Here is a 12,461-nt window from a genome sequence, read left to right on the forward strand (position 1 = left end):
CCGACCAGGTCCGCCGCATCCGCCGCGCGGCGCGGGCCGACGTACGTAACCAGGCCTACGCTCGCGACGTACCCGGCGAATACGCAGCGCGGCGGACGCTCAGCGCGCGGCGGCCTAATAGGCTGCAGGGGTGACAGCGCCAGGGGAATCGAAACGTGGCCCGGTCGTTCGGGACTGGGGCCTCGCGTTCGTCGTCGGGGTGATCCAGCTTGCCGGTGGGCGCAATGCGAACATGCGCCAAACCGGCGTGCACTCGCTGGACGTGCTCGGGTACGCGCTGTTGCTCGTCGGCCCCTTCGCCCTCCTCCTGCGCCGATCACAGCCGCTGCCAGTGCTACTTGTGACGATCGCGTCCTGCGCGGTGTATCTGCTGCGCGGCTACGGCTACGGCCCGATCTTCATTTCACTGGTTATCGCCTTCATTTCCGCGGCGGTCATCGGATCGCGGTGGTGGACTTATCCGCTCGTGCCGATCGGCTATCTCGCACTGGTCTGGCCATTGCCCGCGCTGATCGGGCACCCGGCCGACCCGTGGCTGGCTTTCGGCATGATCGCCTGGCTCGGCGTGCTGATTTCGATCGCCGAGGGCATCAGGCAGCGGCAGGCGGTGCTGGTGGCGCGCAGGCAGCGGGCCGAAGCAGCCCGCCGTGACGAGCAGGCGCAGCGGCAGCGGCGGGCCAGCGAGGAGCGCCTCGCCATCGCACGCGAGCTGCACGATGTGCTGGCCCACAGCCTTTCGCTGATCAATGTGCAGTCATCGGTGGCGCTGGAACTGATCGACAAGAAACCGCAGCAGGCGGAGTCGGCGCTGGCCGCGATCAAGACCGCGAGCAAGGACGCCTTGGCCGAGGTGCACACGTTGTTGCACGCGATTCGCACCGGCGCGACGGCCGCCGAGGCACAGGAAGCGCAGGCCGAGCCCTCGCACGAGCGGACCAACGGCTTCGCCGCAGGCCGCGATTCCACGCGCGCGCAACGTCATTCGAACAACACGGACAGCGGGCAGCCCGAATCGCCGCCGCCGCTTCGCCCCGCCGCGGCGCCACGGACCCCCGCACCGAGCATCGAGGATCTCGACACCCTCCTGCAGCGGGCCCGCACCGCCGGACTGACCGTGGACACCCGGATAATCGGCACCGCGCACCGACTGCCGAGCGTCATCGACGTGGCGGCGGCCAGGATCATCCAGGAATCGCTCACCAATGTGGCACGGCACGCGCCAGGCGCTGCGGCGACGGTGACCGTGCGCTACACCGCGGACACAGTCGACATCACCGTCGACAACACCCGACCCACCGGCACCCCATCGAGGTCCGGATCCAGCGGTGGCAACGGCGTCATCGGCATGCGGGAGCGGGCGCACGCGCTCGGCGGCGCACTCACCGCGGGCCCACGGCCCAGCGGCGGATTCCGGGTCGCGGCCCGGCTACCGGTCAGGGTGCCGACCGAGGACGCGGACAACCCCAGCGGATCCACCACTCAGGAGGTGTGATGACAGACCATCGCGCAGCCGAGGCGCCGATACGGGTGTTGGTCGCCGACGATCAGGCGCTGGTGCGCGGCGGTTTCGTCGCGCTGCTCGATGCCCAGGACGGCATGGAGGTGATCGGTGAGGCCGACAACGGCGAACAAGCCGTGCGGATGACCCGCGGCCTCGCCCCCGATGTGGTGCTGATGGACATCAGGATGCCGATCCTCGACGGATTGGCCGCCACCAGAATGATCGCGGCGGACCCGAAGCTCGCCGAGGTGAAGGTGGTCGTGCTGACCACCTTCGAGCTCGACGAATACGTCTTCGAGGCCGTGCGCGCGGGTGCGACGGGCTTCCTGGTCAAACACACCGAACCGGCCGACCTCGTGCGCGCCATCCGGGTGGTCGCCGCGGGTGAGGCACTGCTGTCCCCCGGCGTCACCCGCCGCCTGATCGCCGAGTTCTCCGCGCACGCCAAACAACCGCCGCCCGCGGCCTTCACCGAACTCACCGACCGCGAGCGCGAGGTGATGATCCTGGTTGCCGAGGGTCTCACCAACGCCGAAATCGGCGAGCGCCTCTTCATGAGCCCGGCCACGGCCCGCACGCACGTCAGCCGAATCCTGATGAAGCTCGACGCCCGCGACCGCACCCAGCTCGTCGTCATGGCCTACGAATCCGGTTTGGTCCGCCCCGGCTGGCAGTAGCGAGCAGCACCGCGGCCCCGCCCCGCAGGCTCGCATTCCGCTGCGGCACACATCGAGTATCCCGCGACCGATGCGCTGCCGGACGGGCGCTTTCGTACGCGTCCAGACGTAGGGCAGGTAGCGCCGCGCGGCCGATGCCCGGCCAGGGGTGCGCGGCGCAGGCTTTCGGTATGAAAATCTTCACCCAACCCGAAACCCTGACCTTCCTGGCCGATCATTACGACAACGGCTGGCATCCATGGCCGTTCTTCTGGATCTTCCCGCTGCTGTTCTGGGTCACCTTCCTGGTCATCGTCTTCTTCGTCCGCCGTCGGTTCATCGGACATCAGAGCGGGATCGGCGCATTGCGCACCGCGTTCGCGCGCGGCGAGATCACCGAGGACCAGTACCGCAGCAGACTGGCCGTGCTGCGTGAGCCGAAGCGCCCTGCCAAGAGCTGATCCCGCACCGAATCACGGAGAACCCACCATGAGCATGAACTTCGGAATTGCCCTCAGCCCGCGCTCGGGAACCGATTGGGTGCGCGCCGTCCAGGGCGCTGAGCAACAGGGCTATCGGACGATCCTGATGCCGGACACCCTCAACACCCCGTCGCCGTTCCCGGCGCTCGCTGCCGCGGCCGCGGTGACCACCACGGTGCGGCTGCGCCCCAATGTGATTGCCGCACCCCTGCGCACCATTGCCACCACCGTGCGGGAAACCGCAGCGCTGCAACTGCTTTCCGACGGGCGGTTCGAGCTCGGCATCGGGTCGGGGCGTCCGGATGCCCGCTCGGAGGCCGACCGGCTCGGGATGCCATGGGGCTCAGCGAGCGAGCGGCGCGGCATCCTCGCCGCAGCGGTCGCCGCGGTGCGCGCACAGGTCGACCCCGCCCCGCCGATCGTCGTCGCGGCCAGCGGCCCGCGAATGCTCGCCGCCGCGGCCGAATTCGCCGACCGCATCCTGCTGGCAGCGAGCCCGCAGGCCACCGAGGAACAGCTTGCCGAGATGGTGCGCGTCGTGCGCGACAACACCGATCGCGACATTCGCTTCACCCACCAGTTGGTCGGCATCGGCGACCGGCTCCCGTATCGGCTCGGCACACACCTCGGCCTCACCGCCGACGGACTGCGGGCGGACGGGGCAGCGGGGGTGCTGGATTCCGATCCGGCCGCGATCGTCGACGTACTCGAATCCCGAAGGGAGAAATACGGAATCGACGAACTGGTCGTCCCCGGCGACCTTTCCCGCGACTTCGCACCGATGCTGACCAGCTTCGCGCGGTAGTACGAAAAAGGCCTTCCCCCACTGGAAGAACCAGTGGGGGAAGGCCTTTTCGATGCGACTGGAGCTTATTCGCCCGAAGCAGCTGCCTCGGGGGTGCCTTCGCCTGCGGCGGTCAGCACGACTTCCGGCTTCTCTTCGGTCGCGGGCTCCTTGGTCAGCTTCGCCTTGGCGGTGAAGGTGAACTTGGCGTCCTCGCCCGAGCCTTCGCCGTCCCAGCCCTCGACGTCGACCACAATGGTCTGTCCTGGGCCGATCTCGCCGAAGAGGATCTTCTCCGAGAGCTGATCCTCGATCTCGCGCTGGATGGTCCTGCGCAGCGGCCGGGCGCCGAGCACGGGATCGAAGCCACGCTTGGCCAGCAGCGCCTTGCCCTGCGGAGCCAGCTCGATCGCCATGTCCTTGTTCTTCAGCTGCACGGCGACGCGGCCGATCATCAGGTCCACCATCTGCACGATCTGTTCGGTCGTGAGCTGGTGGAAGACGATGACGTCGTCGATGCGGTTGAGGAACTCGGGGCGGAAGTGCTTCTTCAGCTCGTCGTTGACCTTGAGCTTCATCCGCTCGTAGTTCGAACCCTCGGCGTTGCTCTGGGTGAAGCCCAGGCCAACGGCCTTGGAGATGTCCGAGGTACCGAGGTTCGAGGTGAAGATCAGCACGGTGTTCTTGAAGTCGACCGTGCGACCCTGGCCGTCGGTGAGACGACCGTCCTCGAGGACCTGCAACAGGGTGTTGTAGATCTCCTGGTGTGCCTTTTCGATCTCGTCGAACAGCACCACGGAGAACGGCTTGCGGCGCACCTTCTCGGTGAGCTGGCCGCCCTCTTCGTAGCCGACGTACCCAGGAGGGGCGCCGAAGAGCCGGGACGCGGTGAAGCGGTCGTGGAACTCGCCCATGTCGATCTGGATGAGCGCGTCGTCGTCGCCGAACAGGAAGTTCGCCAGCGACTTGGCCAACTCGGTCTTACCGACACCGGACGGGCCGGCGAAGATGAACGAGCCGGACGGACGCTTCGGGTCCTTCAGGCCGGCGCGAGTGCGGCGGATCGCCTTGGAGACGGCCTTGACGGCATCCTCCTGGCCGATGATCCGCTTGTGCAGCTCGTCCTCCATGCGGAGCAGACGGGTGGTCTCCTCCTCGGTGAGCTTGAAGACGGGGATGCCGGTCCAGTTGGCGAGCACCTCCGCGATCTGCTCGTCGTCGACCTCGGCAACCACGTCGAGATCACCGGAGCGCCACTGCTTTTCGCGCTCGGCGCGCTTGGCGACCAGCTGCTTTTCCTTGTCGCGCAGGCGCGCCGCCTTCTCGAAGTCCTGCGCGTCGATGGCGCTTTCCTTCTCCCGGCGCGCATCGGCGATCTTGTCGTCGAATTCACGCAGGTCCGGCGGAGCGGTCATGCGACGGATGCGCATGCGCGCACCGGCCTCGTCGATCAGGTCGATCGCCTTGTCCGGCAGGAACCGGTCGTTGATGTAGCGGTCGGCCAGCGTTGCGGCGGCGACGAGAGCACCGTCGGTGATGGACACCCGGTGATGGGCCTCGTAGCGGTCGCGCAGACCCTTGAGGATGTTGATGGTGTGCTCGACCGTCGGCTCGCCGACCTGCACCGGCTGGAACCGGCGCTCGAGTGCGGCGTCCTTCTCGATGTACTTGCGGTACTCGTCGAGGGTGGTCGCACCGATGGTCTGCAGCTCGCCACGGGCCAGCTTCGGCTTCAGGATCGAGGCCGCGTCGATCGCGCCCTCGGCGGCGCCCGCACCGACGAGCGTGTGCAGCTCGTCGATGAACAGGATGATGTCGCCACGGGTGTTGATCTCCTTGAGCACCTTCTTCAGGCGCTCTTCGAAATCACCGCGGTAGCGGCTGCCCGCGACCAGGGAACCCAGGTCGAGGGTGTAGAGCTGCTTGTCCTTGAGGGTCTCGGGGACCTCGCCGTTGACGATGGCCTGCGCGAGGCCCTCGACGACAGCCGTCTTACCGACACCGGGCTCGCCGATCAGCACGGGGTTGTTCTTGGTGCGGCGGCTCAGCACCTGCATCACGCGCTCGATTTCCTTCGAGCGGCCGATGACCGGGTCGAGCTTGCCTTCGAGGGCGGCCTGGGTCAGGTTGCGACCGAACTGGTCGAGCACCAGCGAAGTGGACGGGGTGCCCGCCTCACCACGCGACCCGGATCCCTCGACCGGCTCCTTGCCCTGGTAGCCGGACAGCAGCTGGATGACCTGCTGGCGCACGCGGTTGAGATCCGCGCCCAGCTTGACCAGCACCTGCGCCGCGACGCCCTCACCCTCACGGATCAGGCCGAGCAGAATGTGCTCGGTGCCGATGTAGTTGTGGCCGAGCTGCAGCGCCTCGCGCAGACTCAGCTCCAGCACCTTCTTCGCACGCGGGGTGAACGGGATGTGACCGGACGGAGCCTGCTGGCCCTGACCGATGATCTCCTCCACCTGGCTGCGCACACCCTCCAGCGAAATACCGAGAGACTCCAGCGACTTCGCTGCGACACCCTCGCCCTCGTGGATCAACCCAAGCAGGATGTGCTCGGTGCCGATGTAGTTGTGGTTGAGCATCCGGGCCTCTTCTTGGGCCAGGACAACGACACGCCTCGCGCGGTCGGTGAACCTCTCGAACATCGCTCCCTCACTCTCCTGCTTCGACGTCTATGGCGTCCGACGCTTCAGTGTTCGACTGTGGCGCCAGCCTGCCATGAAGCCCGGGGGTTGCGGCCCCCGCCTCTACTCTAGTTGGCAGGGGTCCCCGCCGCCTCCAGTCCACCCTATTGCGGACCAGCGGCGGCACGGTCATTCACTCATAACGTGAACGTTGCGGGATTCGTTTCCACCGAGGTTTTGCCCTCAGCGAACAAGGACCCGATCGGGCCTCCTGCTCGCCGCGTGAGCGCTACCCCGTGAACGGGGGAACAAACTCGCACCCGACGTCCCGCGGGTGGGAAGGGTCGAGCGCGTTGAGCACGTAACGTGCCGCACGTGGGCTGCCGGCGATCGCCAGATGGTCGGAGTAGTCCAGCGCGCACCCGTCCTGAACAACAATGTTAGTTGCGTTCGGCCCCGGGACGAACCCCGAGGTGTACGGGACGACGATCTCGTCGTATGCGGTGACGATATTGGTGTAGGTGATGGTCGGCGCGTAGACGCCATCGCTGTTGAGCTGAGTCAGGAAGGGCGAACCCTGGAGAAGTTGCACACAGGCCCGACACAGCGAACCCACCGTCGCCTCGAATGCGGGGCCGAGCCCGAGCCGATCGGCGTACGCGGCGATCTCGCCGGCGCCGCCCGCGTTGGTACCGCGCCATGCCGGTGCGATCGACACGTACTTGTCGATCTTGTCGGCGCCGCCGAGTCGCTTCGCGTAGTAGTTCGGCACCACCGTGCCCTGGGAATGCCCGACCACATCGACTTTGCTCGCGCCGGTGGCCGCGAGGACACGATCGACGAACGCCGCGAACTGTGCCGCACCCTGCTCCATCGGAAGCATCCCGCCAACGGCTGAGGGGGGCCAGGGCAGCCCGTACGCGCCATAGGTCAATGAGTAGACGCAGTAGCCCTCATTGGCCAGCAGCGGCGCATACACGCCCCAATTCGTCTGTGCGCCACCACCGGTGCCGTGGGCGAGCACGACCGGATTCGGATGCTCGGCGCTCGGGCGGCACGACCAGTCGTTGGAGCCCGGCAGCGAGCCGCCGTGGTCGATCAACTCGGCGGGTATGCCGGAGAAGAAGTTGTAGTCGACCGCAAAACGCTCCGCATGCGCGGAACTCGCCGCGCTGATCCACAGCGCGGCGAGCACGATCGCGATGAATGCGGCGCCTGGAGCCCGTCGCATGAAGCCTCCCAGATTGGAACGTGTTCTAGGAAGCTACCGCGCACTCGGCCCCGGCAGGGGCGAAACCGCGGACTATCAGGCCCGGTGGTAACCCGGTGCGCCGAATTGCGCGGAGTACTGGTTGTACGCCTGCGGCGCGGAGAACTGACCAGGCACCTGCGGCTGCGTTCCCTGCTGCGGCGCCTGCTGGGCGACGAATCGGCCCGGCTCCGAAGCCACCGGCGAACCGGCCGCAGCGGCGGTGATGCGAGCGTGCTGCATACCCGCGACGAACAGCGCGCCGATCAGCGCGAGGAAGGCCAAAGTGTGGAATACGGCGCGCACGATATTCCAACGGACCCATGCGGATTCGAAATCGGCGCGAACCTGCGCCAGATCGACGATCGATGCGGGGTCGCCCGCGGCGGCGAGCTGATCGTTGAGCGGGACGTTCGATCCGGAGGTCACCGCGAAGGCGATGATGTTGAGCACCAAGGCCACTGCGATCCAGATCAGCGTGGTGCGATGCTCCTTGCCCAAGTGCAGTGCCGCCGCCAGGACAGAGAAGGCGACGGTGCCCATGAACCCGATCATGAACACCGGATTGATGATCACCACATTGATCTTCTGCATCACGTCGATCATGGCGCGGTCATCGGTGCGACCGAGCGCGGGCATCACCGAGTTCGCGTAGGCGTAGAACAGGCCTGCGATCAGGCCGGTGGTGAGCGTGGCCGCCACCAGCGCGGCGATCCGAAAGGCGGTCATGGGTTTCTCCTACCGTAGAAAACTGCCGGAGTCCTCGTCACTCCGTGTCACGACTCTTAGTCAACAGCCTCCGGGCACGACCCTCCATGGCTGAGACGCTCGGCCGGCTACGCGATCGTCTACACCCGTCGCAGCGCGCACCAACTGAGGGAAGGACAGCTCACAGATCCCGGTCGGAAATGAGACCGCTCTGCATTGCGAGGCCCGCGAGGCGAACCCTTTTGAGGTTCTGCGGGAGACTTTCCACGCCGAACTTGGCGAACAGCGCACGCAAATGCGTCTTGATCGCATCGACGCTGAGGAACAGTTCATCGGCGATCTGCTGATTGGAGGCGGGGGTGGCGAAACCCGCCCCGTTCTTGTACGGACGGCACAGCGCGATCAGCACCGCGCGCTGTGTCTCGGTGAGCGAGCGCAATGTCGGTATCGAGCCGGTGGAGGTCCGGGTGGCCTCATCGGCCACGCCACCGAAATCATGGAATGACACCAGCGAGGTGCCGACCCGAATTCGATCGCCCGCCATCAGCCTGCGCCTGCCGACCAACCGCTCGCCGTTGATGAAGGTGCCGTTGCGGGACAGGCCGTCGTCGACGATGGTCCAATGCGCACCGAGATACTCGACAGCTGCGTGCAGCCGGGAGACCTCGGCGTCCCACGGCAACGCCAAATCGGCCTGGGGGGAACGGCCGATGGTGATGCGCTGCTGGTCGGCGGTGAGCATCAGCTCCTGCTGACGTCCCTCGTCATCAGTGAACCGCAACAATGATCCGACGAATGCAGTCACTGTCCCGATACCCCATCTCTCCATACCGTCAGTGACATCGTCTGCACAGTTTCCATGGTGCCGCGTCCCGGTTCGGCGAGCAAGATCGCGTCGGCCTGTCGCGGCGGCGTCACCGCGTTCGGGCCTTCTTGCCATATCGAAGACCTATCAAAAAAAGAAGCTGCCGCCCGGGCGTCGCACGATTTGCCCGGGCGGCAGCCCGAAAATAGAGAAACTCAGGCCTTCGCGGCCTTGTTGTACGCATCGGTGATGTCAGCGGAGATTCGCCCCCGCGCGGACACCTTGTGGCCATTACGGCGCGCCCACTCGCGAATTGCAGCACTTTGTTCACGATCGATCGAGACCCGGCTCTTCGGGCTACCCGCTGCCGCGACCGCAGCCTTGACGCGACGCCGGCCGCTCACGCGTCGAGCACTCGAAACCCACTCTTCCAGCCCGTCGCGCAGCTTCGACGCATTTGCCGACGACAGGTCGATCTCGTACGAAACACCGTCGATCGCAAACTCGATGGTCTCGTCCGCGATGGACTCACCGTCGACATCGTCGATCAGGCTAACGGTGACCTTCTTTGCCATGAGATGAACGTCCTCTCGAAATCGTGCGACCCGCATACTAGGCCGATTACCCGAGGCAAGAATACCCCGAATTCCGAAAATTCCAAGACGGGGAGCTGCGGTATGGAATCCGACGGTCAGCGAGTGACTGGACGCACAATTGGGAACAGTATCGTTTCGCGGATTCCCAATCCAGTGAGTGCCATCAACAACCGATCGATTCCCATACCTGTACCCGTTGTCGGAGGCATGCCGTGCTCCATCGCGGCAAGGAAGTCCTCGTCGAGGACCATGGCCTCGTCGTCACCCTGCGCGGCCAACCGCGCTTGGTCGACGAACCGCTCGCGCTGGATCACCGGATCGACCAACTCCGAATAGCCCGTTGCCAACTCGAAGCCGCGCACATAGAGGTCCCACTTCTCGGTAACTCCAGGCTTGCTGCGATGCTGTCTGGTGAGCGGCGAGGTCTCCACTGGGAAGTCGCGCACGAATGTGGGGGCGTACAACTTGTCGCCGTACTGGTGCTCCCATAGTTCTTCTACAAGTTTGCCGTGGCCATAGCCCTTGCCCTCCGGAATTTCCATACCGACCCGATCGGCAAGTGCGCGCAATTCCGAAACCGACGTTTCCGGAGTGACAGAGACACCCAGTGCATCAGACAGCGAGGGGTACATCTCGACTGTTGTCCACTCGCCGCGCAGATCATATTCGGTGCCGTCCGCGAGAGTCACCACCTGCGTGCCGAACACCTCCTGCGCAACTTCCTGCACCAATTCTCGGGTCATGCGCTGTGCATCGTCGTAAGTGCCGTATGCCTGGTATGTTTCCAGCATCGCGAACTCCGGCGAATGCGTAGAGTCCGAGCCCTCGTTGCGGAAGTTCCTGTTGATCTCGAAGACGTGCTCCAGGCCGCCGACCACACACCTCTTGAGGAACAGTTCCGGCGCAATTCGCAGGTAGAGGTCCATATCGAGGGCATTCGAATGAGTGACGAACGGCCTGGCCGCCGCACCACCGTGCAGTGTCTGCAGCATCGGGGTCTCGACCTCGAGGAAGCCGCGGCGCTCCAAGGCATTGCGCATCGCACGCACGACCGCGACCCTGGTCCTGGCCATTTCCCTGGCCTCGGGACGCACGATCAGGTCGACATAACGCTGCCGAACCCGGGACTCCTCGTTCATCTCCTTGTGCGCGACCGGCAGCGGCCGCAGCGACTTGGCGGCCATGGACCAGGAATCGGCCATAACGCTCAATTCGCCGGTCCGCGACGAGATGACCTCACCGTGCACGAAAACGAAGTCACCGAGGTCCACATCGGACTTCCACGCCGCGAGGGCATCGGCGCCGACACCGTTCAGGCTGATCATCGCCTGCAGCTTGGCGCCGTCCCCCTCCTGCAGTGTCGCGAAACATAGCTTGCCGGTATTACGCATGAATATGACGCGGCCCGCGACACCGGCCTGCAGGCCGGTCTGCGTGTCCGCCTCCAGATCCGGATAGGCCGACCGAATTTCGGCGAGGGTATGCGTGCGCGGCACGACGACCGGATATGCCTCACCACCGTGAGCGAGCAGGCGCTCGCGCTTCTCCCTGCGAATCCGTATCTGCTCCGGTGCGTCATCTACTTCGGACGCGGCTGGGCTTGATTGCTCCGCAGGAACCGAACCCGCAGAGCGACCGGACGAGGGCGTGTTCGGGGTGCTCACATCCAACAACACTAGCGGGCACCGGAAATCGTTTTGCGAGCCGCCCGTGCACTACTCCAGAGTAACGAGCCGTCATCGCTTCCCGGGCGCGACCGCGACCGGTTTTTCGCAGGCCGAGATGGCCCGCGAGACCAGGTCCTAGACGAAACCCACTGTGCCACGGACTATTTCAAGATAGAACTAAATCGCCTGCAATTACAGCGAGGCGAGCGCGTCCACCTCACGCGCGAAGTGCGGCGCCCGGATTCCGATGGTGAGCAGGCTCGCCGCCTTCATCGCCTGGTAGCCGCCGATCACATCGGTCGCCCGATGCAGTCCGAGTTGCTGCAACGCGGCGGCGGCGAGACTGGAGGTATAGCCCTCCGAGCAGACGACGATCCATTCCACATCGTGATCGGCGGCCAGCGCCAACCGCGCGGAACTGGTGGGGTCCAATCGCCATTCCAGGACGTTGCGCTCGATCACAAGAGCGCCGGGGAGCGAGCCTTCACGGCCGCGCTGGGCCTGGGGACGGATGTCCACCAGAATCGCGCCCCGTGCCAGCGCCCCCGGCAATTCGAACGCATAGATCCGGTTCAGCTGGGCCCGCGCGTTGTCGAGCATCTGATCGATGGTCAAACGGGTCATTACATATCGCCTTCGGGCTGGTCGGTGAGGACGGTTCGGGTGCGCCGCAGGGTGCCGTGGCCGGTGACCTCGTAATAGGACATGGCGGCGAGCGGCGGCGAATAGGCATGCACGCTGAGCGTCGGATCGAGAGGGCCGACGGACTCGGCGGTGTTGTCGGTAACCGGACGTGGGCCGGCAGGCGCACGCATCACGTCGTGCACCCATCCGATCGGGAATGCGGCCTGATCACCCGCCGTGAGCGTGCGGTGCCGCAATTCCATTCCATTCCAACGGTATTCGGAGAGAGCGCCACTCAGCACAGTCAAGGCGCCGAGCGATCCGGCGTGATCGTGCAATTCGGTGGACTTGCCGGGGGTCCAGCTGATCAGCCAGACATCGACCTCGTCGTCGGCGAGCAGCCTGGTCGCCCAGCGTTCGTCGGCAGGCCACACCCCCTCGGCCGGGAGCAGATGGTCGTAACGGCCGCTGAGCACGTCCTCGGCGCCCTCGTCGGTCAGCCGGAGCAGATCGGCGGGACGCAGGCGAGTCGGTAGCGCGGGTGCGACAGCACGATCCAGCGGCGGGGTAGCCGAAAAGGCGTCCCGCGCAGAAGAAAGGGAAAGAACAGAAGAACGCATGAGCGAATCTCCAGGAAATGTGTCGACGGTCGAGGGACTTGGTCAGCCTCGAACGGTCGAGGCTGGATCAGCCTCGACAACACTCCTGGGTGCTCACACGGAAATACACGGTTGCGAGTGTAGCAGAGCGCGAACCACC

At 65.6% G+C, this 12,461-nt stretch carries 12 protein-coding genes; 4 read left to right on the forward strand and 8 right to left on the reverse strand.

The window, feature by feature from the left end:
• Nucleotides 1–130 precede the first annotated feature (130 nt).
• From ACFU4Z_RS29140 to ACFU4Z_RS29155, 4 genes are all read left to right on the forward strand, one after another.
• Complete coding sequence (locus ACFU4Z_RS29140; RefSeq protein WP_379069071.1) at nucleotides 131–1,492, forward strand: sensor histidine kinase; 1,362 nt, start codon at nucleotides 131–133, stop codon at nucleotides 1,490–1,492.
• Nucleotides 1,492–2,178 (forward strand): response regulator, encoded by a 687-nt coding sequence (locus ACFU4Z_RS29145; RefSeq protein WP_379069074.1) that lies wholly within the window; start codon nucleotides 1,492–1,494, stop codon nucleotides 2,176–2,178. The genes ACFU4Z_RS29140 and ACFU4Z_RS29145 overlap by 1 nt, the downstream gene beginning before the upstream one ends.
• 170 nt (nucleotides 2,179–2,348) lie before the next feature.
• A complete protein-coding gene (locus ACFU4Z_RS29150) occupies nucleotides 2,349–2,618 on the forward strand; it encodes a hypothetical protein (RefSeq protein WP_379069077.1) in 270 nt (89 codons plus the stop codon).
• Between the two features lie 28 nt (nucleotides 2,619–2,646).
• A complete protein-coding gene (locus tag ACFU4Z_RS29155) occupies nucleotides 2,647–3,444 on the forward strand; it encodes an LLM class flavin-dependent oxidoreductase (protein ID WP_379069080.1) in 798 nt (265 codons plus the stop codon).
• 65 nt (nucleotides 3,445–3,509) lie between these two features.
• Here the strand turns inward: ACFU4Z_RS29155 and ACFU4Z_RS29160 are convergent, their stop codons facing one another.
• The 8 genes from ACFU4Z_RS29160 to ACFU4Z_RS29195 form a co-directional block, all read right to left on the reverse strand.
• Nucleotides 3,510–6,074, reverse strand: coding sequence for an ATP-dependent Clp protease ATP-binding subunit (locus tag ACFU4Z_RS29160; protein WP_379069083.1), 2,565 nt, complete (start codon nucleotides 6,072–6,074; stop codon nucleotides 3,510–3,512).
• Between the two features lie 268 nt (nucleotides 6,075–6,342).
• On the reverse strand, nucleotides 6,343–7,284 hold the full coding sequence (locus tag ACFU4Z_RS29165) for an esterase/lipase family protein (RefSeq protein WP_379069086.1): 942 nt from the start codon (nucleotides 7,282–7,284) through the stop codon (nucleotides 6,343–6,345).
• Nucleotides 7,285–7,359: 75 nt separating this feature from the next.
• Entirely contained in the window at nucleotides 7,360–8,031 is a 672-nt protein-coding gene (locus tag ACFU4Z_RS29170) for a DUF1772 domain-containing protein (RefSeq protein ID WP_379069090.1), read from the reverse strand.
• A gap of 160 nt (nucleotides 8,032–8,191) precedes the next feature.
• Complete coding sequence (locus tag ACFU4Z_RS29175; RefSeq protein ID WP_379069093.1) at nucleotides 8,192–8,815, reverse strand: FHA domain-containing protein; 624 nt, start codon at nucleotides 8,813–8,815, stop codon at nucleotides 8,192–8,194.
• Between the two features lie 215 nt (nucleotides 8,816–9,030).
• Nucleotides 9,031–9,390, reverse strand: coding sequence for an Lsr2 family protein (locus ACFU4Z_RS29180; RefSeq protein WP_328408507.1), 360 nt, complete (start codon nucleotides 9,388–9,390; stop codon nucleotides 9,031–9,033).
• A gap of 116 nt (nucleotides 9,391–9,506) precedes the next feature.
• Nucleotides 9,507–10,973 (reverse strand): lysine--tRNA ligase, encoded by a 1,467-nt coding sequence (gene lysS, locus ACFU4Z_RS29185; protein WP_379069302.1) that lies wholly within the window; start codon nucleotides 10,971–10,973, stop codon nucleotides 9,507–9,509.
• A 297-nt stretch (nucleotides 10,974–11,270) separates the two neighbouring features.
• Nucleotides 11,271–11,693, reverse strand: a complete 423-nt coding sequence (locus tag ACFU4Z_RS29190) for a rhodanese-like domain-containing protein (protein WP_379069305.1) — start codon at nucleotides 11,691–11,693, stop codon at nucleotides 11,271–11,273.
• Between the two features lie 8 nt (nucleotides 11,694–11,701).
• Nucleotides 11,702–12,322 (reverse strand): cysteine dioxygenase, encoded by a 621-nt coding sequence (locus ACFU4Z_RS29195; protein WP_379069097.1) that lies wholly within the window; start codon nucleotides 12,320–12,322, stop codon nucleotides 11,702–11,704.
• Nucleotides 12,323–12,461: the final 139 nt, after the last annotated feature.

Source organism: Nocardia sp. NPDC057440, assembly GCF_042802915.1.
GTDB lineage: Bacteria > Actinomycetota > Actinomycetes > Mycobacteriales > Mycobacteriaceae > Nocardia.